The organism is Paenibacillus sp. BK033, assembly GCF_004345425.1.
Classification (GTDB): Bacteria; Bacillota; Bacilli; order Paenibacillales; family Paenibacillaceae; genus Pristimantibacillus.
Window position 1 is genome coordinate 98,770 of the sequence record NZ_SLVP01000012.1, and the last position, 24,165, is coordinate 122,934.

The window sequence follows — 24,165 nt, forward strand, 5'->3', positions numbered from 1 at the left end:
TACGCAACTAATAATTACGCATTTATTATTCACGCATTCACCATTAGAAGTTCCCCGCAAACATTGCCGCTGCCGCCTCGTTATCCGGTTCGCGCACGATGCCCCAATTCGGTAAGTACACGATCTCGATCCGCGTATCCTCGCCACCACTGCGCCCTTTCCCGATCTCGATAACGCCGCGCCCTTCGTGAGCCAACGTATCTAATCCGATGAGTGCCGCGCCATCTTCGAGTAGCTGCTTCGTTTTCTTAACCTCTGCGCGCTTAGGCGGCTTCAACTCGCGGACACCATCGTCGCCCTTTTCGGAAGCATCTTCGTCAGCTTGCGTAATCGCAATCGTCAGCACTCCCAGCGAACCGGTCATGATCCGTAGCTTTCGCGAAGTCGCTGCCGCATCACCGCCCGCTGTCTTCGACGTGTTCGCTTCGTACTCGAGGTAATAGAACGGATCCACGATAACAACGTCAGCGCCGTGTTCCTTAATATCGGACTTCAACGCAGCCAAATTCCGTTCGGTAAAGCCCTCTTCGTCAGTTGCGCGGAGTATAATGCGGCCAGGAATCAACGTATTCAGCTCCGCGATGAACTTACGGAAGGCTTCCTCGTATTCCGGCGTAAGTTTGGCCGACTGCAGCGCGCGGTTATCGAAGCCGGCGTCGTAATCAATACCGCCGATGTTCGCGTTCGTGATCCCGTACCGTGCGCTAATTGACGAGAAAGCCCGCGCCATCCACTCGAACCAGCCCATCTCCAATGCGTAAATGAGGAGTGTAGCGCCTTGGAATGCGAACTCAATCGCTTCCTCTGCCGCGACGATCGATTTACCGCGGCCGGATCGTGCATAGATAACGTACATATTCGAAGAATAGTAACCTCCACCAAGCGCTGCGTTAAGTGACGGAAACTTCGACTTCCATATACGGTTGGACTGTCCGGATGCGCGCGCCTCGTACTCCGCTAAGAACCGTTCGCCACTATCTGCGATGTTCGCGTATTGGTTACGAACACTTGTTCCTATTGATAGTTTAATCCCCTCAAGGCGACCCGTCAACGTACTAAAAAATTCGTCAAGATTCGACGTTTTACCGACTGCATCGAACGCGTGGCTAATCTCTCCGGACGCGAAGTACTCTTGTACCTGGCGCTTGCCCCACTTTTCCTTCAGCTTACCGGTCAGATATTCGTACGTATCCGTTACCGCGGGAATGTACGTAAAGTCCGGAACGTTCGCAACAAGCGTTGCATACGACGGAGCTTGTCCGTTTTCTTCGATATATTTGCGTGTAAATTCGTATGCTTTGCGTTCCGTTTCCGTTAAAAAGTGTTCGCCTTTTACGCCAAATCGGTCGAACGCGGTAATATCGTTCGCATCGATTACCTTTGATATTAACGTTTCAGCTACGCTCAATATTGTGTCCTCCTCTGCAGTTAAATCTAATCTCTTTTGGGGAAATTTTCAAACCGCAAAAACGGCCATTTTCGACGATTTTGCTCTCTAGGGAGAAATTTTAAATTTTTCTCGCGATTACGCCGTCTTTCTCCGTTTTACTTGAATTCTTGATTACGAACTCTCTTTTCCACTCCTTTACATTAACATAAGTTCCCAGCTTTCACAACAAGAAATACTATATGTTGTGGTCTGGTGCTTGAATATTAATTTTCAACCACTATATATTGACGTCATGTCGTCTTGGGCACTATACGTTGTGTTTATCGCATTCCGCGTTTGCTCTCGCCTTTGAACGTCAGCTCTCCGCATAAATCGCGTACCCTATCTGCCAGGCGCCGATCGAATACCTGACCGAGCTCGGCTAACGGTATATTCGACGTATACACAGTCGGCAGTCCGCCAGCTACTCGCGCATTGATCACCGTATGAAGATCCGCTCGGAACGCTTCGGATGCATCACGTACTCCGATATCATCCGCGACCAGGAACGGTGCCACCATCGCCCGCCTTTGCGCATTGTAATAACGTGCAGCCGCCGGTTCTGCAATTTCGTCAGGAACGCGTGGGCGGTTAAATGCGTTATAATCCGTTTGCCACTCGTTCACATCGAGGAAGAAGGCCGGCCGCTCTAACGGTTGCAAACCGCGTTGTACACTTCCTATATAATGAACGGTCAGGTACGCGTTAAGTAACGCAGCGGCCGTCGTAGTCTTACCGGTGCCGGGTTCGCGCGAGTAAAGGTACAACGATTTAACCTGCGTTCGGCCTTCGCTATCCGGACCGAACTGGCGCGTAAAGGTTGCCGCGTACTGTTCCGCGAGTGCGTACACTTCCGGTTGGCCGGCGCGTGCGGGACTGTTCTCGAGCGTTATTAATCGGTACGCGTTCGGTACGTTTGCGGATCCACTGCGTCCGCCGGCGCCGTTCAATCCGTGGAGCGCGATATAGGACGAACATAGTCGCGTACAGGACTCCGTATCAGACTGCGTACATGGATCGCGTAGAAGACATCGTAATGAGTGTGTCAGTGCGTTCAACCTCCTCGAACGATTTCACTATAACTAATATGAGGGTTCCGCTCAACGGAACTTGTGGAATTTTTTTTTATCCGCGCTTCTCATCCGCTACCCGTAGATAATTCCGCTGCCACATTTGCGCAAGCCGTTCGTTCCCTCGCGCCATGTCCGCCAAGTCCAGCAGCATAATGTGCGGAGCTCCCACGTAATCAATAACGCGTTTCTTCATATTTCCCATCCGTCGCCCACCTCCTTCTTCAATCGTTCGCGATACGCGATTAACCGTTTCGTACGCAGCGGCCGCGCTTTGCCTATAGCGAGTTGACGCGCTGTGTGTTCGTTAAGCTTCCGGTAATAGTACGCCAAGCGGTGAGCCAGCGGTTTCCGGCGTTTCATGTTAAACGTGAGGCCCGCGTAGCTAACGCGATCAGCCTGTCCGCTTGTTGGCGCGAGTAACCGCATAGTGCGATGAACTCTCCGAAGCCGCCGATCGATTCCGCTAAGCCGGTCCGTTTGACGTGCGCTAAATGGCGGCCGATTTCGAGTGACTGCGCTAGTGTTTGTACTCCGTTCATATTCCGTCAACTCCTTCGTAATGTAATTCAGTATTCACGAATGTTCATCCCCAAATTAGCCATCCGACAATTACACCAATTATTACACCGATTCCAACAAGCCCCGAAATGAAGGCGTAGGCGGTTGCGTTATCGAAAAAATTACCCACTTATAATCACCTCATGTCCTTCTGTATTCATTGTGATTCATACTAAGCGCCTGAAACGTTCAGCTTCTACAAGCGCGTCAAGCACCATTTCCAGCCAATCAACGGTACAGGAAATCGCTTCGCCATCTTGTGATTTCGCGCAATTAATAGCGTTTTTTACTTCGTCGATAACTTCTTTCATGCCATGTACACCGCCTATTCATTTTGTCACTTCGTTACTTTCTCGTTAACTTTACGTTACCAAAACGCGAATAACCTCGCGCTAGGTTCCGGACCAGGGCGGTCCATCATCGTAAAGGTACGCAGGAGATGCGTTAGCCTTTCGATTACTTTGCGGAGGTTTTGATGCGTGGTCGGACGGTGAGGGTGTCCGTTTATATTGCGTGGTTTTGGTCGGGCGACCGTTGCGTGGTGTGCGTTGCGAAGCGTCGTGTAATCCGTTGGTAAAACGTGGCATGTGTGTTATAATGGGGCGTATATTATTCCATACTTGTATGACGCGTATTTTTATGACGTGTCTTTAATATACACGTACTGGTAATACGTGTCAATACGAATTAGGAGGTTTTTTCTATATATGGCTACGCTTGGCTCCCGTCTTAAAGAACTCCGCGAAAAAGCCGGCATCACACAACGCGAACTCTCCGAATTTATGGCGTATAAGACTACGCGATCCATCCAACGTATCGAAGCCGATGAGTCTACGATCGACCATACGCAGCTTATTAAGCTCGCGGACTATTTCAACGTATCCGCCGATTACCTACTGGGTCGTAGCGATAAGGAACGTTAAGTCTCCGCAAACTTCTGCGTTCCTATATAGTTATGGCGCAATCCTACGAAATCCCACGCTGTACGAAAATTTCTACTCCGCCACGTTTTCCTCCTTATATAGTTATGGCGTAACCGCGCGAAATCACACGTGTCTGAAACGTTAACGGTTTATTGCGCGTTCCAACCAATCCTGAGTACGGTCGCTTACCACGCTTAGGGCTTACGGTGTATCCGCGCTCCTTCAATAAAAGGATCGTCTGCTCTGCGTTTACAACCACGCTGACACCTCGCTATAATCCGTACTCTCCGCCCGCGTCTCCGCTGCCCGCCGTTCTTCCTCCGCTTTCTTCGCTACTAATCCCGGTATGATCCCGTTAATCCTATACGCGATACAGAAGCCCGCGGTTAAAATCGGGTATTCGCGCGTTGGCCGGTACGTACGGAAGCACTCATCGAACGCCTGGCGTAAGAGCTCCGCACCATGTTCCGCGATCGCACGCTTTAACGCGCCTTGCTCAAAGGCCCAATTGCGTAGCGGCAAATACGGCGAGGATCCGTAGCACTCCGCGTTCATATCGGCGAAGTAGGCGTGGAACGTTCGGACATTCCATTCGGTGACCGGTAAGTTACGCCAATCGGACCGGTTAATCTTCGGTTTTGGTTCTGCTTTCTTTCTTGGCATTATCTTACACCTCCATGCTAAAAATCTTCAACTGAGAATGGACGAGCATAAGCGAGTATTAGTGAGAAAAGGTCGCAGATCGCGGCTTCAAAACATCACTAATTTGGACAAATTTACACTTTGCGAATTTCTTCCTCCTCCTTCGCTTTCAATTCGTTATACAACGCCATAAAACGGTCCTTAAACGATTGCGGCACGTTATCCAGCGTACCAAACGACGCCAGCCACATCGTTTTAAACTGGCGGTGGTACATCGTTACCGCTCCGGATGACCAAGCGTGTTCTAACCGGCGTTCAGTCCACGCGATAATTGACGCGGCCTCACGTTCGTCGTCTTCGTATTTACGTACCACTACGCAACGCCTCCGCTTCGTCTAAAGCTTCTTTTGCTATCCGCGCCATTTGAGAACGCGGCATCATCGGGTGTTTACGATCGTCCATCTGTTCGAGCGCTTTACGAAGTAACGCCAGTTCTTCGTAATATACATCGCGCTTTTTTATTTCAGGAAGAACAGCGGCAACGTATGCGTTATACTTATGGTGAGTCTGTGCAAGTTCGGTCTTCAGGCGTTCAATCTCCGCCAGTGCTGCCGGCCAGCCTTCGCGTGCTTCCGCAATGAAATTGGCGTCCTGGATTGTTGTATCCGATGCTACTCGGTAATGACCGATAGAAGACGTTGCCCGTACGGCCGTAATTACAGCACGCCAAGGCCCTTCAGTCGCCGCGTCACAAATACGTTTATCTTCGTCAAAGTTACGCAATTAAACGTCACTTCCCTCCCGTAAATAAGCCACGCAAGCCCTCGCGCCTATATCCCCGTACGCGTCCACCTTCCCGCGGTAATAATGTACCGCCAGGAATCCGCCATCCTTCGTCTCGAACTCCGCCGCCTTCGTTTCCGCATACGTCTGCAGTTTCGTCATATTCGTACGAAGTCGCTTAACCTCCGCGGTCAGCTCCGTGATCCGCGCGGTATAATACGCTTCCGACTGCTGCATAATCTCCGTCATCCGCTGCGTATATGGATCGTTCATATCGCGCCTCCTATTCCGAAGCGACTGGCGCAGTGGTATCCGTAAGTTGCGGGAACATTGCGACCGATATAGCGTTATTAAGTCGCGCAGTCTCTTGCGTATAGCCCGCCAATAAGTCCGCAATTGTACGCGCCTCCGTTGCGTTATTTACGTCACGTACGATCGCGCTCCGTACAGCCGCGGCTAGACCGTCCGGTGTAAGCGGATAGTAACCGGCAACGCGCCATTCTTCGCGTACATTAGCGTCTTTATCAGGCGTATACCACGGCGAGCGCGTTGGGTCTACGAGGTGCTTGCGCTGTAACGTGAACTGCGTATCGTCCGCAGCGAGAGCGTAATTCGCGGTTATCATAACGTTCATAAGTACACTCCTCCTCCGTTTGTGTAAAATAGTGCAAACGATTTGGCGCGCGGTCACTGCCGGATGAAAATTACGTGTTGACATACGTGGCGCGCTCCGTTATTTTAAAGTCTTTTTCTTTAAAGATTTAAGTACTTAAGATCTTTACTCACTTAATAAATCATTACATTCTTTATTAAGTTCGTACCGCAACGGGACAAAAACCGTCCGTTACGGATGTAATAAACATATAAGGAACCGCGTGGACCTTAAAATATAAAAGAATAACACCGTACAACTCGCCGCGCCGGCCGCGCACGTTTACCGCTCACCTCCCGTATAGGATCATCCACGTATTTTCCACACGTTTTAGCCGCGCTAGGCTGCCTGAGGTATATTCGGAACCCCTGCGATGCTGGACGCGGTAATTACAGTGGAAATTGCGGGGACGTTTTTTGTCCCACTATAACGTACTGCTGGCGTGATGTATCCGTCACTAACCATTATGACCGCCAACAATCGTGTCGTGTATGTCCGACTTTCGAAAATAAATTAGTATACAAATAGTGCAAATACCTACGTTGTACTCGGGATTAACTCGCGTTCATCTTCGTTCCCTCCTTATACAGCGATAACGCTCGCCGCCCTAATCTCGCACACTTTCCGTGAAATAATTTTCCGCTTATACCGTACATACCCCCCATATCCTCGCGTATTGGGACACGAAAATAAAAAAAAAAACGGACACCCAACGGAGATTAATCCGTTAAGTGTCCGCTATTGATGCGTTATATTAGCCGACTCTGCGTTTAAACGTCGCGAAGAGTTCATCGGAGGAACCTACGCCAGCGCCCGCAGTATACATCGCTACGAGCTCCCATCCTTCCGCGCCCAACCGGTTGAGTTCTTCGTCCGGATTAAACTTCGCTTTAAATACGCCCTTCCGCGCAAAACTAATCGTTTGATACTCGAATCTGTCCGCCATTAATCGATCGCTCCCCGTAATTTAAATAAACTGCGTATCCGTATAAATTCTACGTATATTTGCCAATTTCCTTTACGTTGTATTGCACGTCCTATTTGCGGTAAAATAACGTTGACTGTAGGAGCGCGTATTAACTGTGTGCCTACGCCTGAATGTACGTATTAGGCACCGTATAGGTTTCGGAGTGCAAACCGTGACCCTTACGCTTTCCTAAACTGTGCGTCGCGGGTTCGAATCCCGCCGTGGCGCGCCATAACAAAATGCCGAAAAACCCTTGATCATCAAGGGTTTTATTTTTTGTCTTTGGAGCTTTCTATAGCTCATTTATATTCGAAAAGGGGGAATGAATCGACCATCGATATCCGTGAAGCCGTATTCCTGTGCAAGATCGCCAACTTGAAGCACCGTTCCGTTTTTAAGCTGCACATTTTCATCCCCTGCCAAGGCGGTCACAGCACGCCCAATATAATACGGGGACTCCGTATGCTCTAGAGCCTCAACCTCCTTCCAGTGATCTTCGTCTGTAGTGAAATTCTTTAATACAAGTTCTGTTCTCATCCATCCAGGGGAGACAGCCACCACCGTTATCTTGGCGTTTTTGAAATCGTGAGCTAATCCAAACACTAATCGGTTAGTCGTATTCTTGGCCAGGTCGTAATAGAAAGTTCCCAAATACTTATCCTGATCCCGGAAGGTGGTATGGACGATCAAACCGGAATCAGACTCCAACATAAGCGGTATCGCGTAATGGTTTGTCGCTATATGTGCCCGTACTCCGATTTGAAACATCGCATCCCACATATTCAGTGGATATTCCCAGAATGGTTTGGGTTGTAAATTTACTTCCAAGTCATGCAGTCCCCAAACGTTATTCACAAGGATATGGAGTCGCCCTTGCTCCTTTCGGATTCTCTCGATCAAAGCTTGCGTATCCTCGTCACTGGTATGATCGCAACGACATGCGTAAGCCTTTCCGCCGTTTTTTAGAATTTCCTCGACAGTCTGATCAATACTGCCTGGGAGTGCAGCATTATCTCGTAAACTTCTTCCGGACACATAAACTACAGAATATTCTCAAAATCCAGCTATCGCGTAGAAATAATAAAAAGCGCGCAAATGGCCCTGATGAGCTTGCGCGCTTTTTATTTGCTTTTTATTTGCTTTTTATAAACCTTCCGTCAACGCGGCGATACGGTTCCGTACATCGCCTTTAAACACTCCGCCATGATAGCAGATGACCGTTTCGATCTCGAAATCCTGGAGCTTCTTCAGCGACTGAAGCGCGGTTGCCATATCAGGCGTTACCGCTTCTCTAGGGCCATTCAATTGTCCTTTCTCCACAACCATCGCATCGCCTGCGATCAACGTCTTGCTTGGCCGATGATAGAGGCTCACATGACCCGGCGTATGGCCCGGCGTGTGGATAACCGTAATCCCGCCGGCAAACGGCAGATTTTCTCCATCCGCCATTGACCGGTTTACGTTTGCGCCTGTTGGATGTATGAAAGTCGCTTCAAACTGGCTGCGGGCAGTTTCAGGCAGCGCCCCAAGCAGACCCGCTATTCTTTCCGGCGATGCCTTAAGCATCGGCTTCCTGCCGTCGATAACGGCCCGATCATCCTCATGGGCGTAGACGACAAGCTCAGGATTGTCCGCTTTAAAGCCCGGAAGCCCCCCGATGTGATCAAGATCCTGATGAGTCAGAAGGATCGTATTCAATTTCCGTTCGCCGATGCCCGCCTGCTTGGCAAGCTCTATAATGATTGAGGCCGAACCCGGCATGCCAGTATCGACCAGCACCCATTCATCCTTGTCGTATATAACCGTCGGACAGACTGTCATCGGCCCCAAATCAAGCTCCAACATCTCAATACCATCTGCAATCCGCATAGTAATGCCTCCGTTTCAAATGAGCCTTTAACATACGAGTAGAGTATAGATCTCCCCATAGCCGCGCGTCAAATCGTCCTCATTCACCGTTGTCAAAGCTGGATTTCGCAGTAAAATATGTCTAAAAGGATTTGTCTCGGCATTCCCGATGAATACGGGTTTATGGACGAGGAACCCATGGTATACTGGTTGTAAATTTTAACCAAGTCAATGCCATGGAGGTTTAACATGATCGTCGTAATGATTATATTCGGTTTATTGGCAGCCTTTTTCGCCTACTGGATCCTGCACGAAGTTATTCAAAGCGCTATCGACAATTCAGCGATGGCCAGAAACATTCAGGAAATCCGGGATCATCTGGTCGGCAAAACGGTCGAACAGCCACAGACCGCAGGCGGTGAGGAGCATGAGAATTGCCCGGGCTGCGGACATCTCGTTCATAAGTCGGATAGAGCATGCGCCAATTGCGGATTGGCATTAAGGGATTCGGACTAACGGATTTACAATTTCTTTACACGTCGCGCATAACAATCGCCCGACCCGACCATAATACTTGTGACGGTGTAAGTGAGGTGTGGTTCCATTGGCCTATTCGGTGCAAGAACTGCTGAGGGATCTTAACTAGCCACTTATAACGATGGAAGCGAGGGGTTGTGCCGCAGAGTACATCCAACCGCGTGCTTAACACGTTCCGCCCTAACGGTTCGTGAGTAAGCCGTGCCCGAGTGATCGATACGTGAAGTGTGATATGTAAAGTCTCATTCAAACAACACACCGTCGGAGGAGGGGCCTGTAAAAGGGCTCCTCTTTTCTATTGAAAACCACCACCGCAGGCGGTATACTCCAATTAATTCTAAGGAGGTGCCATTCATGCTCGAACGTCCGCAAGCAGGCGAATACAACGAGTTTTTCACTCGTTACATCGGCCTTGTACCCGAAGGGAATTTAATTGCTTTATTAGAAGAACAGCAGGCGGAAACAAATCGCATCTACGCCGCCTTATCCGCAGAACAAGCGGATTACCGCTATGGCGAAGGCAAGTGGTCGCTAAAAGAAGTATTGGGTCACGTGACGGATACGGAGCGCATTATGAGCTATCGTCTGCTCCGCATTGCAAGAGGCGACCAAACCCCGCTTCCGGGCTTCGACCAAGACGCTTACATGGAAGGCAACCCGTTCAGCGCGCTCACCGTTGCGGATCTTCTCGAGAATTATAATGCCGTGCGCCAAGCAACGATCATTCTGCTCAGGCAGCTGCCGGCGGAAGCTTTCGCCCGCTCCGGATTTGCCAACAAATCGCAATTAACCGCTCGCGCAATCGCATATATCATGTATGGACATGAGCGGAATCATCTCTCGATTATCCACGAGCGTTACTTGAACGGCTAATTATTTGCGCTTGTCCAGCCGGGAGGCAGCGAAGCTGCCTGTCCATTGGACAAGCTGAACGAGAATAACCAGAATCACGATACACGCCGCCATAACCTCGGTATCAAACCGCTGATACCCATAGCGTATCGCCAAATCTCCGATGCCTCCGCCCCCGACGGTACCCGCCGCGGCCGAATACGAGATAAAGCTGATGATCGTTACCGTAAGGCCGGATACCAGTCCCGGGCGGGCTTCGGATAACAGAACCCCCCATATGATATGCGTCAACGGCGCTCCGGAGGCTACTGCAGCTTCAATAACCCCATTAGGCACATCCCGCAGGCTTTGCTCCACCAGCCGCGCGTAGAACGGAATAGCCGCTACCGACAACGATACGGAAGCTGCAAGCGGTCCAATCGCAGTTCCCACGATCATCCTGGAGAATGGTATCAGGGCTACGAGCAATATAAGGAACGGGAAAGACCGAACCAGATTCACCGCATAACTGACAATGCCGTATAACGGGCGGTTAGACCGCAGATGGCCGGGTGCCGTAAGGAACAGGAGTATGCCGATTGGCAGGCCGATAACGACCGCTGCAGCGACCGAAATGGAGACCATCGTGAAGGTCTGCTGGATCGCTCTGATCATCTCCGATTTTAAAGCCAGAACGCTATCCACGGTAACCCTCCCCTCTCTGCCACAGGGAAGAGGAAGCTCCTTCGGCGGTATCGAATAAGAACTGCCCCAGCGGCGTTGCCGGCTTAACCCTGGAAAGACTCATATCCAGCCGTTCCGTTATCTGCCCGTTCTCCATGACCGCAATATGGCTGCATAAGCGCTTGGCCACCTGAATCTCATGCGTCACGAGCATGATCGTCACTTGAAGCTCCCGGTTGATTTTCTCCAGGAATTCGAGGATCGACAAGGTCGTAACCGGATCAAGCGCCGAAGTAGGCTCATCGCACAGCAGCACCTTCGGATTATTCGCAAGAGCCCTGGCGATCGCCACCCGCTGCTTCTGCCCGCCGCTCAGCTGAGCCGGGTACTGCCTCGATTTATCCGCCAGTCCAACGATCTCAAGGCATTCCTCCACTCTTCTCTTCCGCTCTCTGGAAGGGAGCTTCGCTGTCTTGAGCACGAATTCCACGTTAGCGGCGCAAGTCTCGTTGCTAAGCAAATTATAATGCTGAAATATCATTCCAATCGATCGTCTAGCCTCCCGCAGCTCTCCCGCGCTTAGCCCCGTAAGCTCTTGTCCATCTATATAAACCTCTCCGGCCGTTGGCACCTCGAGCAGATTGGCCATTCGAAGCAAGGTGGATTTACCCGCTCCGCTGAACCCAATGATCCCTTGTATCTGCCCCTTCTCTATATGCAGCGAGGTAGGCTTGACCGCCTCCACCCACTGCCTTCCGGCTTTATAGCTTTTGCTGACTTCTCTATACGTAATCATGGGTTTCTCCTACTTATCTCCGTGAACTTGCCCTTATGGTAGCAAACATCGGCAGTCAAGGGCAAGCTAAGCCTCTCAGGCAAGAGGCCTAGCTGTCCGCTCTTTATTGCGCGTTCGTACTCGGCCTGCGGAGCCCTATTCCATGGAGCTGCTGCATGCTGCGATTTACACGCTTCCGATATTGAGTGGTTCTGGTTATGATTGCCCCCTTGGAATTCAGCAGATTCCTGTCTGTAATTTTCCACGTATGAGAGCTGCGGTCCGCTCTTCGCATAGCAGCAAAGTTATAGGGCGATGTCGTATAGACGCGGAACTTATGGTTCAGCGCTCCTTTAATAAACCGTACGTCCGAGCCCTGGCGGACTTTGGTGTTGAAGGACACCTTCTCCAGCACCCGCTTATGGAACATAATCGTCGCACCGGCAACCTTGCTGACCGGAGCATACCAGGATGCACTCCTTTTGCGCAGCATTAAGGTCGAGCGGTGCGGGAAAAAATAATATATCTCCAGTTTTCCGACAATATCCGCCTTGCTGGTCTGGAACATGGACAGCGCTTCAGGAATGTAATTGGCGCCGTAGTAATCATCATCGTCGAATTTGGCAATATAGTCATGTTTGGCGAGCGAAGCCCCGTAATTGAGACAGGCGCCAAGCTTCGAGCTCTCCGGCATCCGGAAGACTCTTACATTCGAATAAGCTTTCGCCTTGTTCTGATAGGGCTGGAGCCCGGCGTTATCCTTATTCACAATGATAATAAGCTCTTTATTGCTCCAATCCTGACGGGCATAATTCTGAAAGATTTGATTCATCAGCTGGGGGCGCATGGTGGATGTAATAATCGTGACGCCTCTTGCGTCTGCAGCGCTCATCGCTTTCGCAACCTCCTATTAATGTTGTGGAAAGAGGCATGGCATTCGGGCGTATTGGCCGCTGTGCTCCCCTTTCCGGCAACGATACCGATAGTATATGCGTGCCTGCCCCAATATCGACGGACAACAGCCCTGATTTATCATTCGAATAAAATAAGGCCCTTGCAGACGCGTCAGCCGCGCTTGCAAAGGCCTATTCATTACTTCACTATAAATTCCACCCGGGTTCCGTCCGGGAACGTATCGAGCTGGTTGCTAACCCAAGCACCGGCTCCGCGATTGTCGGATGGAGCGATATACGCGATATCGGCACCTTCTCCGCCTTCCTTGCACATCGCCATCGGCCATTCATCGCGGTCATAGCCCTTTTTGGCCGGAATATCCTTGAGCGATTCCTTGCGGTTCTCCTCGGCATTCTCCCGGTCAATCGTACAAATCTTGGATTCCCCCGAAGCCATGGCTTCTCGGATATGCTCTGCCGTCTCCGGATATCGGTCAGCCGGGAACTCCAAGGTATAGCTGCTTAATGAAGCAGGCTCTGTTGAAAGCTGCCCCTGCCAATCGTCTAAATGAGGTACGACATAGATCACAATGGCCACTGCTATAATGGCGAGTAGTTTCTTCAAAGCTAAGTAACCCCCTGCTGCAATTCGGCAAGCTAAATTCCGTTATTTATCGGATTTGGGAGCGCAAACCCCGTCAACGCAGGCATCATCCGCTCCGCTCTGTCCGCTGTCTCCGCCAATAACGGTAAGCGGCTTATTTTCCTCCCACGCCTTCGATACCGCCTGCAGGAATACCTCGCTTGGCTGGGCGCCGGAAACCGCGTATTTGCGGTCAATGACGAAGAATGGTACGCCGCGTACGCCAAGCTGTCCGGCTTCCTGTTCGTTAGAGCGTACTTCCTGCTTGTAAGTGCCCTCTTCCAGAGCTTTCAGCGCTTCTTCGCGGTCCAGTCCGATTTCGGCGGCCAGGTCGGCTAATACTTCTTTGCGTCCAAGATGCTTGGAATCGGTAAAATAAGCTTTGAACAGGCGCTCTGCCATCTCTTCCCGTTTGCCGTACTTGGCTGCGAAATGAGTCAGCTGATGCGCGTCAAACGTATTGGTGAGAATCATTGTATCGAACCGGTAATCCAGCCCAAGCGTCTTTGCCTGCTGCGTCAGTTGAACGTTGTTGGAAATCGCCTGCTCACGGGACATGCCGTATTTGTTCGACAAATAATCGTATACGTCATAACCAATCTCGACAGGAGCGTTTGGATCAAGCTCGAAGCTTCTGAATTCCACCTCTACCTGATCGCCATGCTCGAATTCGCTAAGCGCCTGCTCCAAGCGGCGTTTGCCAATATAACAAAACGGACAAGCAAAATCGGACCATACTTCAATTTTCATAACGAACACCATCCCTTATTAATTATAGTCCCAGCGGAAGCTGCATTTGCTTCATCAGATCTTCGAATTTCACGGCATCCGTCGGCACCTCATAGAGGAATTTCGGGTTGCCGTTCAAATCGCTGTAAGTCATGTCATAATGAACATTTACTTTAGTCGTACCGCCGGTATCCTTGTCCGTCAGCTCAACGTTTACTTTTCCAGCCTGATACGCCAGCATCTTATCCTCATTGATTGCGCCCGTAACGGACAACTCGTTAACTTTCACGTTCTGGTTCAAATAATCGATCTTGGCCGTCTTATCTGCTTCCCAGTCCGTCTTCATCTTCTCGACATCTTCCTTGGACTTCTGAAGCGCCTGCAGATAGGATTCATTCGAAGCGATCACCGTCAGCAATTCCGGAACCATTTCGTTGACAATGGTCTCAACGGATGACTTGTAATTGCTCTCATCCAGCTTGAACCGGACCACCTGCTCGGCTTTTACATCTTCCGGCACGCCGGCATCCTTGGCCTTCACGCTGCTGAAATAGGTTTTCTCGTCGAAATGCTTAAGTACGACCGCGCCAAGCTCCCGCACCAATTGCTGCTGGGCGGCGGCATCCAGCGTTGTTGCCGCCGTACCTTGCTGCTGCGCCAGCTCCTTCAAATCCAGCTCCACGAATTTATTCGCTGCCGATTCCGGAAGCTGCAACATCGGCAAAGCCGGAAGTTTCATGAACAGCTTCTCGCCTGTCATAATCATCGGGATCGTAATCGTTGCTCCGGATAATTGGAGATTCAGCTCCATATCCGTACGCTTAGATTCCTTCGCGTAGACCATCTTAATATCCAGCTTAGCGCCTTTCATCATACCGGTAATAACCGAAGTCATATCGATTCCGTTTTGTCCCGTACTTGCGGGTAATTCAAGATTATCTATACCAAGAGACATTTTAGCCGAGTAGCTATCCAACTTTTCCATATTTTTCATGGCATCTTGAAATGCCTGCTTAGGCGGTGCGTCTCCGGAGCTGCACCCGGCAATAACGAGTAGAACGGCAATAAGCGCAACGTAAGCCATCCGCTGTACCATTTTCAAATTGGTTCGTCCCCCTTTATGTACAATACCTTCATTCTATAACAACGCCTGACCATTTAGAAGATAAATGCAGCAAAAACCCGTTCCGGTTAGCCGGAACGGGTTTTGTCCAATCGAATTTATGAAGTTCATGAACCCTCGGGGTTATTATGCCGAACATGATTTCTTTGCTTTACCTTTTTGGAACCGGAAAGGGGCTGCTGCTGCTGCCCGCGGCTGCGTTGCTGTCTGCCGCCGTTCTCCTGTCCTTCCTGAACCGGGTAAGAATCGGGTTTGCTCATTGCTTAACGCCTCCTATAGAAGGTTAACTGCGCTGATGATGCAAATCTGTCGGTTGATCATGATTAAGCGCATCCTGATGGCGCCGGTCATTTACATCCTGATTGAGCTGCTGAGCTTGATGGCTGTTCACCGGCGTTTTAGCCAGATCGTCGATTACGTTCGACAGGTTTTTGTCGAGCGAGCCTTTTGCCTTGGTCATGGACGGTCCCTCCTACGCGTGTGTCAGCTGATGAAGGGCTTGCGCGCATTCATGCAGGTGACGAGTGTAGTCCTGGATTAATTGCTGCATCGGATCGGTACGTTCATCAATGGAAACGTTATTCTTAGCCACGTCGACCACTTCAACCTTTACTTCGCGGCTGTCCACATAACATACCTTGAAGTCAAAGGAGTAAGCCTGATGTCCTGCCGTAATGATCGTGACGCGGAATGCGTTAGGATCCGACTCATCGGCGAGAACCTCGCATTTGTCCGCATCCTTGATCCATTCCGGCAAAGTACGCTGCCATGCGGCTACAAGCTGATTCTGATCAATTTGAAGTTTATCATTAGCCATTTGTAAAAGCACCTCCACAACCTTTAAGATGCGGCAATGCCATTCGAATTATTCGGCGGTGGCATTCATCTTATCCACAGACTTATCCACATATTCTCCCCTTTATTCACAACGCTGTGTATAAGGTCCAGCAAGGGTTTATTCACAAGTACACAAATACGGATCTTAAAGTTATCCCCAGATGAAAAACAAAAAACGCCCAATTCAAAAGTCTTGGACGTGCGTTATGTATGCTGTTTATAAAACTGGCGGAGAGGGTGGGACTCGAACCCACGTGGGCTTGCACCCTAACGGTTTTCAAGACCGCCCCGTTATGACCGCTTCGGTACCTCTCCATATAAAGAACTGACAAAAGTTATTGTACCACAGGCCAAAAACCAGAATCAACTGCATTTTTGACCCATGGCAAATTAATTACGAACGCGGACCGATTTTTTCCAGGCCGCCCATGTAAGGGCGAAGCACCTCCGGTACCACAATCGTGCCGTCGGCTTGCTGGTAGTTCTCGAGAATAGCTGCAAACGTACGGCCTACAGCCAGACCCGAACCGTTCAGCGTATGCACGAACTCGGGCTTGCTCTTAACGTCGCGCCGGAAACGGATGCCTGCGCGGCGTGCCTGGAAGTCCTCTACGTTGGAGCAGGACGAAATCTCGCGGTATGTGCCTGCGCTAGGCAGCCATACTTCAAGATCGTAGGTCTTCGCGGCCGTAAAGCCCATATCGCCCGTACAGAGCGTTAGAACACGATACGGAAGACCAAGCAGCTGCAGCACTTTCTCTGCATTCGCCGTCATTTTCTCCAGCTCGTCGTAAGATTCTTCGGGCTTCGCGAGCTTAATCAGCTCGACTTTATTGAACTGATGCTGGCGGATCAAACCACGCGTGTCGCGGCCAGCCGCGCCTGCCTCCGAGCGGAAGCATGAGCTGTAAGCAACGAAATACTTCGGCAGCTCGTCGATCGACAGGATTTCTTCCCGGTGAAGGTTCGTTACCGGAACTTCAGCCGTCGGAATAAGAAAATAGTCCGAATCGCTGATCTTAAACAGATCCTCTTCGAACTTCGGCAGCTGACCCGTACCGATCAGGCTGTCGCGGTTAACCAGGTAAGGCGGCAGCACCTCTTCGTAACCGTGCTGATCGCTGTGCAGGTCCATCATGAAGCTGATCAGCGCACGCTCCAGACGAGCGCCAAGGCCGCGGTAGAAGGTAAAACGCGAGCCCGTTACTTTGCCTGCGCGCTCAAAGTCGAGGATGCCCAGATCTTGCGCAAGGTCCCAGTGAGCCTTCGGCTCGAAGTCAAACGTTGTTTGCTCGCCGTTGCGTCGAATTTCGACATTATCCTCTTCCGAAGAGCCAACCGGAACGCTTTCGTGAGGAAGATTCGGGATAGCCAACATAAGCTCTTCCACTTGCGCTTCAACGGTGCGGATTTCCTCATCCAGCTCCTTGATCCGGTCGCCTACTTCGCGCATTTCAATAATCAGCGCATCCGCGTCGCCGCCGGATTTCTTCAGCTTCGCCACTTCCTGCGATACCGTATTACGGCGGGTTTTCAAATTATCTGTTTCAACGAGCAGAGCGCGGCGCTTAACGTCCAGCTCCGGAAAACCGGAAATAAGGTCGAGCGAAGCGTTACGGTTCTTCAACGCCTTCTCCACCTGCTCATATTCGTTACGTAGCCATTTCACGTCCAACACGACAGTTGACCCCTCTCTAATGCTTTACGAAGTATTTTACTTCGTACTTGTTTTAGCTGCTGCTTCTTTCACCATGTCGACAAAATAAGCATGCAGACGGTAATCGTCCGTAAGCTCTGGATGGAAGGAGCAAGCGAGCAGATGCCCTTGTCTTGCGGCTACAATCTCATCGTTGTATACGGACAATACCTCAACGCTGCTGCCAACTTCTTTAATGAGAGGAGCACGGATGAACACCGCACGAATCGGTTCATCAATTCCTTGAATCGGCAAATCCGTCTCGAAGCTTTCACGCTGGCGGCCAAAGGCGTTACGCGCTACAACCATATCCATCAGCTGCAGATGCGCGTCCTCTTGACCTTCAATTTTGTTTGCCAGAATAATAAGACCGGCACAGGTTCCGAATAACGGCTTGCCTTGCTGCGAGAACTCCTTAAGAGCCTCGAGGAAGTCGTACTTGCGGATCAGCTTGCCGATTGTTGTGCTTTCGCCGCCTGGAATGACGATACCGTCGAGCTCAGCAAGCTCTTCAATTCGTTTAACGGCGACCGCTTCCGCGCCCGCCGCCTCCAAACTGCGTATATGCTCCGCTACTGCGCCTTGAAGCGCCAGTACACCAATTTTCATTAGCCTACACGCCTTTCTATAGATACCGCTTCTTACAGACCGCGGTCCTGCATACGCTCAGCTGCTTGCAGCTTCGAAATTTCAATGCCTTTCATCGGAGTGCCCAGGTTTTTGGATACTTCCGCGATCAGCTTGTAGTCTTTGTAATGCGTAGTTGCTTCAACGATTGCGCGAGCGAATTTCTCCGGGCTATCCGATTTGAAGATACCGGAGCCTACGAATACGCCGTCAGCGCCCAGCTCCATCATGAGTGCCGCGTCAGACGGAGTTGCAACGCCGCCTGCCGCAAAGTTAACGACCGGCAGCTTGCCGCTCTCATGAACTTGCAGAAGCAGATCGTATGGAACGCCCAGAACTTTGGCTTCGTTGTACAGCTCGTCCTTGGACAGGTTTTGTACTTTACGGATTTGACCGTTGATCAAGCGAAGGTGACGAACGGCTTCAACGATGTTGCCTGTTCCCGGCTCGCCTTTTGTGCGAAGCATAGCCGCGCCTTCCTGGATACGGCGAAGAGCCTCGCCCAGATCCTTCGCACCGCATACGAAAGGTACGGTGAATTCGTTCTTGCTGATATGGAATACCTCGTCCGCAGGAGTCAGTACTTCGGATTCGTCGATGTAGTCAACGCCCATCGATTCGAGAACGCGTGCTTCCACGATATGACCGATACGGGCTTTCGCCATAACCGGAATCGATACCACTTTCATAACTTCTTCCACGATTGTAGGGTCAGCCATACGGGCTACGCCGCCTGCTGCGCGAATGTCAGAAGGTACGCGTTCCAGTGCCATAACGGCAGTTGCGCCTGCTGCTTCCGCAATTTTCGCTTGCTCGGCGTTCATAACGTCCATGATGACGCCGCCTTTTTGCATTTCTGCCATACCGCGTTTTACGCGCGAAGTACCTGTTTCCATGCTTAGAAATCCTCCTTAAAATGGAGCGCAGCCCCCGCTAAGGGGGCTAAGCGCTTAATGACTTATTTAGGTTGAAGCTCGCCGCTTACTCTAACCATTTATTTTACAGGAAGGGCCATTAATCGACAACCCTTGATTTGCCTTGGCTGCCACGCTTTAGAGCATGTCGGGCGCCGGATTAGAACAAATCGACGATACCGTTGAACAGACCGGAGAAGAAGCCTCCGATTCCGCGGAACATCAAGGCGAACCAGCTTGCCTTCTTCACGTCTTTGCTGGCAATCAGATTGACCGTTTTCTCCAGCGCTTTGCCTTGTTCATCGGTATATTTGTACGTTGCCGTACCTACCACTTGACCTGCTTTAATCGGAGCAACAAGCTCCTCCGGTTTCTTAAGCTCATAGCCGGTAAGCTCGACCTTCGGCTCCGTACCTTTTTTCACAATAAGCGAAATATCGGATTCCGTAATAATCGGCACCGATTTTTTCACACCTTTTTTAATTTTAACCGATTCTGCTTTTTCTACCACGGATTTAGCCGGAATAACCGTTTTCTTCTCCAAGGAGTTGAAAGCGTAGTTGTACAGCTTCGCCGTTTCGTTGAAACGCGCTTCTTTCGACTTCGTGTTCATAACAACGCTAATATAACGCTGGTCGCCGCGTTTCACTGTGCCCGTAAACGTATAACCTGCCGCGGAGATATAGCCCGTTTTCATGCCGTCAACGCCGTCGTAAGCAAAAGCCTTCAGATAAGTGTTGCTCTTGTTGGCAGCAAGCATCCAGTTAATATTTACGATCGGTTTGTCATCGCGAGGACGGAATTTGTATTCGGTCGTCGAAGCATACTCCAGAAATTCCGGATCATTCTTAATAATGATTTGAGCCAGCTTTGCCTGGTCTCTCGCCGAAATCACGGTTGTATCAGCCAAACCGGTTGCGCTTGTATAATGAGCGGAAGTAAGTCCTAGTTTTTGAGCCGTTTCATTCATTTTTTCCACAAAGCCTTGCTCGCTGCCGCCGATAGCGGAAGCCAAAGCGATTGTCGCATCATTCGCGGAGCCTACGGCCATAGCCATATAAAGATCTTTCACCTTATATTGCTCGCCCTGTGCCAGATAAACCTGCGAACCGTCTTTAGGCGTATTGGCAGCTTCTTCGCTGACCGTAATCATTTCGTCCCAATTAAGCGCCTTGCTTTTAATTTGCTCAAGAACGATGTATTCGGTCATCATCTTGGTCATACTTGCAGGAGGACGGGGCTCGTCCGCATTTACTTCATATACAACCTGGCCCGTGTCGGCGTCGATTAAGATGGCTGAACTTAACTCAAGGCCAAGGGAGTTTTCCACCCATTCGCCGCCCGGCGTACCTGCTGCATTCACCGAGGACGTCCCTAATGATAATGCTACTAAACCTGCAACAAATGCTACTACTAGTGACCGTAATCTTACCGGCAATACTTTCAACGTTTTCTCCCCTTTTCATCCCTAAGTCGTTTGAATTTCATTGTAACACATGGGATAGGTAGAGTTAAACCGATGCGGGGGATTCTACTTTCTGGCATAAATAGAGTCATTTTCTCAGTCTTATGGAGGTTGAATCGTATTTTCGACTGGCCGTTATGTATATTACATGGTGCAGATTAAAAAAATCTTATCTAGCAAGCGTAAGCAGCCATATCAAAAAAGCAGACAAGAGACCTAGCCGTATAGTCGCTAAGTCCTTGTCTGCTTTTTCCCGTGGTCGGGTTATTACAGCGAGTAGTTTGGAGCTTCTTTTGTAATTTGAACGTCATGCGGATGGCTCTCGCGAAGACCGGAGCCTGTAATCCGGATGAATTGCGTATCGTTGCGCAGTTCATCCAGATTTTTAGTGCCGCAATAGCCCATGCCGGAACGAAGTCCGCCAAGCAGTTGATGAACGGTATCGGCAAGAGGACCTTTGAACGGAACGCGTCCTTCAATACCTTCCGGAACAAGCTTGCTCTCGTTCTCTTGGAAGTAACGGTCCTTACTGCCTTCTTTCATAGCGCCAAGCGAGCCCATGCCGCGGTATACTTTAAAGCTCCGGCCTTGGAAAATTTCCGTTTCGCCCGGGCTTTCAGCTGTACCCGCGAACAAGCTGCCGATCATGATCGCGCTTGCGCCTGCGGCAATTGCTTTTGTAATGTCGCCGGAATATTTGATGCCGCCGTCTGCAATGACTGGTACATTATATTCCCGAGCCACAGTAGCACAATCGTAGATAGCTGTAATTTGCGGTACGCCAATACCGGCGATAACACGTGTCGTACAAATCGAGCCAGGACCGATGCCCACTTTAACAACGGATGCGCCTGCTTCAATCAAGTCACGAGTTGCTTCGCCCGTTGCTACGTTACCCGCGATGATCGTAAGATCCGGATACTTAGCACGCAGCTTGCGAACCGCTTCAATAATGTTAATATGATGACCATGCGCCGAGTCAACAACCAATACGTCGATACCAGCTTGTACGAGTGCATCTGCGCGGTCAGCCGTGTCTTTACCGATACCAACTGCAGCTCCGCAAAGCAGACGACCATGCTTGTCTTTCGCCGCATTAGGGAATTGAATTGCTTTTTCAATGTCTTTAATGGTAATGAGACCTTTAAGCGTATTGTTCTCGTCAACGAGAGGAAGCTTCTCGATCTTATGCTTTTGCAGAAGGCCCTCTGCTTCTTGCAAAGTTGTTCCGACAGGTGCCGTTACAAGATCCGTACGAGTCATCACTTCGTTGATTTTAATCGAGTAATCATGAACGAAACGCAGGTCACGGTTTGTCAAAATACCAACCAGCTTCTGTTCGTTGTCTACGATCGGCACACCGGAAATACGGTATTTGCCCATCAGTTCTTCAGCATCATAAACATGATGATCAGGTGTCAACGAGAATGGATTTGTAATAACGCCGCTCTCCGAACGTTTAACACGATCAACTTCTTCTGCCTGCTGAGCAACCGACATATTTTTATGAATAATGCCGACTCCGCCCTCACGAGCTATAGCAATCGCCAAAGCAGACTCCGTAACAGTGTCCATCCCTGCGCTGATCAGCGGAATGTTCAGCTTGATGCCTTCGCTAAGTTTTGTAGATACGTCCGATTCACGAGGCAACACAACAGATTTCCGCGGTACGAGCAGTACATCATCGAATGTCAGGCCTTCTTTGGCGAATTTCGTTTCCCACACGAGTAAGTTCCTCCCTTAATTTTGATACCTCTCACGCATATTATTGCAATATTATCAGAGGGGTTAGGGGCTGTCAAGGATGTTAGGTTTATGAGTGGAACGGTTCCCTTATGCAGGAAAGTAAGCCTTTTTACACCCAGTTATAGGCAATGTCGTTGTTAGCGCTTTAGAAAAAGTCAGGCAGGAACGTTGTTCGTAGCGGAATTCTTCTCTCCAATTGCTCCGCTAGTTGGCTTTCGCCTTGAATGAGTCCGTAACGAAGCAGCTCTGTCGGACGTTTATAACCGGTCAGTATCGCAGCCAAGGATCCGATTCCTGTCCGAATGGATGCCTTGTTAGTCTCTCCCGATAACCGTTGTACATTCGCTGTGCCATCGGCGTCGATACGAACCTCGAACTGTCCATTGTTCCAAGCCGCATGCTCATCCTGAATATTGAACAAGAAGGATTCTTCGTTGCCGGCCTCAAATGGATATTCCTTAAGGAATGCTTCCGCATCCACAATCCGGGCCATAAAGTATGGCTCGATCTCTTGCTTTATCCGAGGATTATGGAGCAAGTAAGCAAGCCCGTCGTCTGTAGCGACCTTAATCTCAAGCCGGTCAATCATGGAATCGTGCTGACCAAGGAACGACCATATAGCGCGGCGCGCCTCATCGGTCAAATCGACCAATTCGTGAACGAACAGCTCTCTGTTCTTCACCTCATAAATGACATAACCTTGCGCTTTTCCGGCGCTGTCAAAGAAGACGCAGGTCTGCCCCTTTTTGCGCGACGCAATCCTGTAATTCCACCAGGCTGCCGAGCGGTCCAAGGCCCCATTCACCTGCTTGGCATAAGCGTTATAGATCGGATTCAACAGCTCGTAACTCTGCTCCACGCGTTTGATCGTTCCGTTGTACGGCGATCTTGCCGGCAGCTGGTTCACATCGATCCGGTATGTCTTAAGATCCGTGTATACCTCCCAGCCGAACTTGCGGTAAAAGCCAATCGAAAAAGGATGGAGAAAAGATAACGTTTGCCCCTTCTCTTTCATCTTTTCGAGTGAGTGATGCAGCAGCTCAGCAACTAAGCCCTGACGTCTGAACTCAGGCCAAGTAGATACCCCTGCAATGCCGCCCATGGCAAATCGCTTATCTCCAATATAGGTATATAAGTCAAGGATGGCCAGCTGAGCTGCAAGCTTGCCATCTATGTAGATCCCCCAGCGATCCGTTTCCTCCCGTTCAAAGCGCTCCTGTGATTCTGCCAGCTTAGCAGCCGGAATTTCGTATTGAAATGCGAACTGACTTAATTCAATCATATCCTCGAATTGATCCATTGTAAGCAATCTTGTTTCCTTGGTCATAACCAGACTCCTCTCAAATTGGCCTGTAAACATTCACATTATGGCATAGCAAGAGAAGCTAGGGCAATGTTAGAAAACAATAAACACAAAAAAACCTGCCGCGAAATGCGGCAGGCTCTTTCATTGCTTGGCGACGTCCTACTCTCCCAGGACCCTGCGGTCCAAGTACCATCGGCGCTGGAGGGCTTAACGGTCGTGTTCGGTATGGGAACGCGTGGTTCCCCTCCGCCATCGCCACCAAACGTAAGGCGTTTTTTGCGCCTTGAAAACTGGATGCGAAAGTTTGAATTCCTTAAGTTCATTTATGGGGCCCCCGCAAAGTACTCGGAAGTAACTCCGAAGCATTTGCTTCACTTTGTGGGGTATCCTTTAGGATAAGCCCTCGACCGATTAGTATTCGTCAGCTCCACACATTGCTGTGCTTCCACCCCGAACCTATCAACCTCGTCGTCTTCAAGGGGTC

General features: G+C 50.2%; 31 protein-coding genes, 1 tRNA gene and 2 rRNA genes. 3 read left to right on the forward strand and 31 right to left on the reverse strand.

Annotated features, from left to right (window positions below):
• Positions 1-43: 43 nt before the first annotated feature.
• The 5 genes from EV294_RS27055 to EV294_RS30490 form a co-directional block, all read right to left on the reverse strand.
• Positions 44-1,408, reverse strand: coding sequence for a DnaB-like helicase C-terminal domain-containing protein (locus tag EV294_RS27055; protein WP_132312642.1), 1,365 nt, complete (start codon positions 1,406-1,408; stop codon positions 44-46).
• 302 nt (positions 1,409-1,710) lie between these two features.
• Positions 1,711-2,478 (reverse strand): ATP-binding protein, encoded by a 768-nt coding sequence (locus tag EV294_RS27060; protein WP_132312710.1) that lies wholly within the window; start codon positions 2,476-2,478, stop codon positions 1,711-1,713.
• Positions 2,479-2,554: 76 nt separating this feature from the next.
• Positions 2,555-2,704 (reverse strand): hypothetical protein, encoded by a 150-nt coding sequence (locus EV294_RS30485; RefSeq protein WP_165930823.1) that lies wholly within the window; start codon positions 2,702-2,704, stop codon positions 2,555-2,557.
• Positions 2,692-2,928 (reverse strand): hypothetical protein, encoded by a 237-nt coding sequence (locus EV294_RS27065; protein ID WP_132312644.1) that lies wholly within the window; start codon positions 2,926-2,928, stop codon positions 2,692-2,694. The genes EV294_RS30485 and EV294_RS27065 overlap by 13 nt, the downstream gene beginning before the upstream one ends.
• Before the next feature lie 299 nt (positions 2,929-3,227).
• Positions 3,228-3,371 carry a hypothetical protein gene (locus tag EV294_RS30490; protein ID WP_165930824.1) on the reverse strand — a complete coding sequence of 48 codons (144 nt, stop codon included), beginning with the start codon at positions 3,369-3,371 and terminating at the stop codon, positions 3,228-3,230.
• A gap of 396 nt (positions 3,372-3,767) precedes the next feature.
• On the opposite strand from EV294_RS30490, the gene EV294_RS27070 reads away from it, so the two are divergent.
• A complete protein-coding gene (locus EV294_RS27070) occupies positions 3,768-3,983 on the forward strand; it encodes a helix-turn-helix domain-containing protein (protein ID WP_132312646.1) in 216 nt (71 codons plus the stop codon).
• Between the two features lie 249 nt (positions 3,984-4,232).
• Here the strand turns inward: EV294_RS27070 and EV294_RS27075 are convergent, their stop codons facing one another.
• The 8 genes from EV294_RS27075 to EV294_RS27110 all read right to left on the reverse strand — a co-directional run bounded on the left by EV294_RS27075 (position 4,233) and on the right by EV294_RS27110 (position 8,896).
• Complete coding sequence (locus EV294_RS27075) at positions 4,233-4,646, reverse strand: hypothetical protein (RefSeq protein ID WP_132312648.1); 414 nt, start codon at positions 4,644-4,646, stop codon at positions 4,233-4,235.
• Between the two features lie 113 nt (positions 4,647-4,759).
• Positions 4,760-4,999 carry a hypothetical protein gene (locus EV294_RS27080; RefSeq protein WP_132312650.1) on the reverse strand — a complete coding sequence of 80 codons (240 nt, stop codon included), beginning with the start codon at positions 4,997-4,999 and terminating at the stop codon, positions 4,760-4,762.
• Entirely contained in the window at positions 4,989-5,408 is a 420-nt protein-coding gene (locus EV294_RS27085; protein WP_132312652.1) for a hypothetical protein, read from the reverse strand. The genes EV294_RS27080 and EV294_RS27085 overlap by 11 nt, the downstream gene beginning before the upstream one ends.
• Positions 5,409-5,681: a hypothetical protein gene (locus EV294_RS27090; protein WP_132312654.1), complete on the reverse strand. Its 273-nt coding sequence runs from the start codon at positions 5,679-5,681 to the stop codon at positions 5,409-5,411. It abuts the gene before it with no gap.
• Positions 5,682-5,691: 10 nt separating this feature from the next.
• Positions 5,692-6,042, reverse strand: a complete 351-nt coding sequence (locus EV294_RS27095) for a hypothetical protein (protein WP_132312656.1) — start codon at positions 6,040-6,042, stop codon at positions 5,692-5,694.
• A gap of 772 nt (positions 6,043-6,814) precedes the next feature.
• Entirely contained in the window at positions 6,815-7,006 is a 192-nt protein-coding gene (locus EV294_RS27100) for a DUF4177 domain-containing protein (protein ID WP_132312658.1), read from the reverse strand.
• A gap of 324 nt (positions 7,007-7,330) precedes the next feature.
• Positions 7,331-8,062: an SDR family oxidoreductase gene (locus EV294_RS27105; protein WP_132312660.1), complete on the reverse strand. Its 732-nt coding sequence runs from the start codon at positions 8,060-8,062 to the stop codon at positions 7,331-7,333.
• Positions 8,063-8,170: 108 nt separating this feature from the next.
• Entirely contained in the window at positions 8,171-8,896 is a 726-nt protein-coding gene (locus EV294_RS27110; protein ID WP_132312662.1) for an MBL fold metallo-hydrolase, read from the reverse strand.
• Between the two features lie 228 nt (positions 8,897-9,124).
• Here EV294_RS27110 and EV294_RS27115 point away from each other — a divergent pair, with 228 nt between their 5' ends.
• Both EV294_RS27115 and EV294_RS27120 read left to right on the forward strand, forming a co-directional pair.
• Positions 9,125-9,391 carry a zinc ribbon domain-containing protein gene (locus EV294_RS27115; protein WP_165930825.1) on the forward strand — a complete coding sequence of 89 codons (267 nt, stop codon included), beginning with the start codon at positions 9,125-9,127 and terminating at the stop codon, positions 9,389-9,391.
• A 375-nt stretch (positions 9,392-9,766) separates the two neighbouring features.
• Positions 9,767-10,285 carry a DinB family protein gene (locus tag EV294_RS27120; RefSeq protein ID WP_132312666.1) on the forward strand — a complete coding sequence of 173 codons (519 nt, stop codon included), beginning with the start codon at positions 9,767-9,769 and terminating at the stop codon, positions 10,283-10,285.
• On the opposite strand, the gene EV294_RS27125 is transcribed toward EV294_RS27120, so the two are convergent.
• The 18 genes from EV294_RS27125 to EV294_RS27205 form a co-directional block, all read right to left on the reverse strand.
• Positions 10,286-10,918 (reverse strand): methionine ABC transporter permease, encoded by a 633-nt coding sequence (locus tag EV294_RS27125; RefSeq protein ID WP_132312712.1) that lies wholly within the window; start codon positions 10,916-10,918, stop codon positions 10,286-10,288.
• A gap of 22 nt (positions 10,919-10,940) precedes the next feature.
• On the reverse strand, positions 10,941-11,723 hold the full coding sequence (locus tag EV294_RS27130; protein WP_132312668.1) for a methionine ABC transporter ATP-binding protein: 783 nt from the start codon (positions 11,721-11,723) through the stop codon (positions 10,941-10,943).
• Between the two features lie 103 nt (positions 11,724-11,826).
• On the reverse strand, positions 11,827-12,594 hold the full coding sequence (locus EV294_RS27135; RefSeq protein WP_132312670.1) for a glycosyltransferase family 2 protein: 768 nt from the start codon (positions 12,592-12,594) through the stop codon (positions 11,827-11,829).
• A 200-nt stretch (positions 12,595-12,794) separates the two neighbouring features.
• Positions 12,795-13,220 (reverse strand): NucA/NucB deoxyribonuclease domain-containing protein, encoded by a 426-nt coding sequence (locus EV294_RS27140; RefSeq protein ID WP_132312672.1) that lies wholly within the window; start codon positions 13,218-13,220, stop codon positions 12,795-12,797.
• Positions 13,221-13,262: 42 nt separating this feature from the next.
• Positions 13,263-13,988, reverse strand: coding sequence for a DsbA family oxidoreductase (locus EV294_RS27145; RefSeq protein WP_132312674.1), 726 nt, complete (start codon positions 13,986-13,988; stop codon positions 13,263-13,265).
• Between the two features lie 22 nt (positions 13,989-14,010).
• Positions 14,011-15,069 (reverse strand): hypothetical protein, encoded by a 1,059-nt coding sequence (locus EV294_RS27150; RefSeq protein WP_132312676.1) that lies wholly within the window; start codon positions 15,067-15,069, stop codon positions 14,011-14,013.
• A 128-nt stretch (positions 15,070-15,197) separates the two neighbouring features.
• Positions 15,198-15,350 (reverse strand): small acid-soluble spore protein P, encoded by a 153-nt coding sequence (locus EV294_RS27155; RefSeq protein ID WP_132312678.1) that lies wholly within the window; start codon positions 15,348-15,350, stop codon positions 15,198-15,200.
• Between the two features lie 23 nt (positions 15,351-15,373).
• Positions 15,374-15,550: a hypothetical protein gene (locus tag EV294_RS30495; protein WP_165930826.1), complete on the reverse strand. Its 177-nt coding sequence runs from the start codon at positions 15,548-15,550 to the stop codon at positions 15,374-15,376.
• Positions 15,551-15,562: 12 nt separating this feature from the next.
• A complete protein-coding gene (locus tag EV294_RS27160) occupies positions 15,563-15,907 on the reverse strand; it encodes a hypothetical protein (RefSeq protein WP_132312680.1) in 345 nt (114 codons plus the stop codon).
• Between the two features lie 246 nt (positions 15,908-16,153).
• Positions 16,154-16,242: transfer RNA gene (locus tag EV294_RS27165), tRNA-Ser, on the reverse strand.
• Between the two features lie 79 nt (positions 16,243-16,321).
• Positions 16,322-17,605 (reverse strand): serine--tRNA ligase, encoded by a 1,284-nt coding sequence (serS, locus tag EV294_RS27170; RefSeq protein WP_132312682.1) that lies wholly within the window; start codon positions 17,603-17,605, stop codon positions 16,322-16,324.
• Between the two features lie 36 nt (positions 17,606-17,641).
• Entirely contained in the window at positions 17,642-18,232 is a 591-nt protein-coding gene (pdxT, locus tag EV294_RS27175; RefSeq protein ID WP_132312684.1) for a pyridoxal 5'-phosphate synthase glutaminase subunit PdxT, read from the reverse strand.
• A gap of 32 nt (positions 18,233-18,264) precedes the next feature.
• Positions 18,265-19,146, reverse strand: coding sequence for a pyridoxal 5'-phosphate synthase lyase subunit PdxS (gene pdxS, locus EV294_RS27180; protein WP_127497766.1), 882 nt, complete (start codon positions 19,144-19,146; stop codon positions 18,265-18,267).
• Positions 19,147-19,324: 178 nt separating this feature from the next.
• Complete coding sequence (locus tag EV294_RS27185) at positions 19,325-20,527, reverse strand: D-alanyl-D-alanine carboxypeptidase family protein (RefSeq protein ID WP_243711816.1); 1,203 nt, start codon at positions 20,525-20,527, stop codon at positions 19,325-19,327.
• Between the two features lie 369 nt (positions 20,528-20,896).
• The gene (guaB, locus tag EV294_RS27190; RefSeq protein ID WP_132312688.1) at positions 20,897-22,354 is read right to left on the reverse strand and encodes an IMP dehydrogenase; all 1,458 of its coding nucleotides are present in this window, start codon (positions 22,352-22,354) and stop codon (positions 20,897-20,899) included.
• A 166-nt stretch (positions 22,355-22,520) separates the two neighbouring features.
• A complete protein-coding gene (locus tag EV294_RS27195; protein WP_132312690.1) occupies positions 22,521-23,702 on the reverse strand; it encodes a GNAT family N-acetyltransferase in 1,182 nt (393 codons plus the stop codon).
• 125 nt (positions 23,703-23,827) lie between these two features.
• A 5S ribosomal RNA gene (rrf, locus tag EV294_RS27200) occupies positions 23,828-23,944 on the reverse strand.
• 128 nt (positions 23,945-24,072) lie between these two features.
• Positions 24,073-24,165: ribosomal RNA gene (locus tag EV294_RS27205) — 23S ribosomal RNA — on the reverse strand; the annotation flags it as partial.

Excerpts from the sequence above, each read along its gene's own strand:
- EV294_RS30485 (WP_165930823.1), bottom strand. The coding sequence starts at position 2,704 with ATGGGAAATATGAAGAAACGCGTTATTGATTACGTGGGAGCTCCGCAC.
- EV294_RS27065 (WP_132312644.1), bottom strand. The coding sequence starts at position 2,928 with ATGCGGTTACTCGCGCCAACAAGCGGACAGGCTGATCGCGTTAGCTAC.
- EV294_RS30490 (WP_165930824.1), bottom strand. The coding sequence starts at position 3,371 with ATGAAAGAAGTTATCGACGAAGTAAAAAACGCTATTAATTGCGCGAAA.
- EV294_RS27070 (WP_132312646.1), top strand. The coding sequence starts at position 3,768 with ATGGCTACGCTTGGCTCCCGTCTTAAAGAACTCCGCGAAAAAGCCGGC.
- EV294_RS27075 (WP_132312648.1), bottom strand. The coding sequence starts at position 4,646 with ATGCCAAGAAAGAAAGCAGAACCAAAACCGAAGATTAACCGGTCCGAT.
- EV294_RS27090 (WP_132312654.1), bottom strand. The coding sequence starts at position 5,681 with ATGAACGATCCATATACGCAGCGGATGACGGAGATTATGCAGCAGTCG.
- EV294_RS27095 (WP_132312656.1), bottom strand. The coding sequence starts at position 6,042 with ATGAACGTTATGATAACCGCGAATTACGCTCTCGCTGCGGACGATACG.
- EV294_RS27100 (WP_132312658.1), bottom strand. The coding sequence starts at position 7,006 with ATGGCGGACAGATTCGAGTATCAAACGATTAGTTTTGCGCGGAAGGGC.
- EV294_RS27110 (WP_132312662.1), bottom strand. The coding sequence starts at position 8,896 with ATGCGGATTGCAGATGGTATTGAGATGTTGGAGCTTGATTTGGGGCCG.
- EV294_RS27115 (WP_165930825.1), top strand. The coding sequence starts at position 9,125 with ATGATCGTCGTAATGATTATATTCGGTTTATTGGCAGCCTTTTTCGCC.
- EV294_RS27120 (WP_132312666.1), top strand. The coding sequence starts at position 9,767 with ATGCTCGAACGTCCGCAAGCAGGCGAATACAACGAGTTTTTCACTCGT.
- EV294_RS27125 (WP_132312712.1), bottom strand. The coding sequence starts at position 10,918 with ATGATCAGAGCGATCCAGCAGACCTTCACGATGGTCTCCATTTCGGTC.
- EV294_RS27130 (WP_132312668.1), bottom strand. The coding sequence starts at position 11,723 with ATGATTACGTATAGAGAAGTCAGCAAAAGCTATAAAGCCGGAAGGCAG.
- EV294_RS27135 (WP_132312670.1), bottom strand. The coding sequence starts at position 12,594 with ATGAGCGCTGCAGACGCAAGAGGCGTCACGATTATTACATCCACCATG.
- EV294_RS27145 (WP_132312674.1), bottom strand. The coding sequence starts at position 13,988 with ATGAAAATTGAAGTATGGTCCGATTTTGCTTGTCCGTTTTGTTATATT.
- EV294_RS27155 (WP_132312678.1), bottom strand. The coding sequence starts at position 15,350 with ATGAGCAAACCCGATTCTTACCCGGTTCAGGAAGGACAGGAGAACGGC.
- EV294_RS30495 (WP_165930826.1), bottom strand. The coding sequence starts at position 15,550 with ATGACCAAGGCAAAAGGCTCGCTCGACAAAAACCTGTCGAACGTAATC.
- EV294_RS27160 (WP_132312680.1), bottom strand. The coding sequence starts at position 15,907 with ATGGCTAATGATAAACTTCAAATTGATCAGAATCAGCTTGTAGCCGCA.
- pdxT (WP_132312684.1), bottom strand. The coding sequence starts at position 18,232 with ATGAAAATTGGTGTACTGGCGCTTCAAGGCGCAGTAGCGGAGCATATA.
- pdxS (WP_127497766.1), bottom strand. The coding sequence starts at position 19,146 with ATGGAAACAGGTACTTCGCGCGTAAAACGCGGTATGGCAGAAATGCAA.
- EV294_RS27195 (WP_132312690.1), bottom strand. The coding sequence starts at position 23,702 with ATGACCAAGGAAACAAGATTGCTTACAATGGATCAATTCGAGGATATG.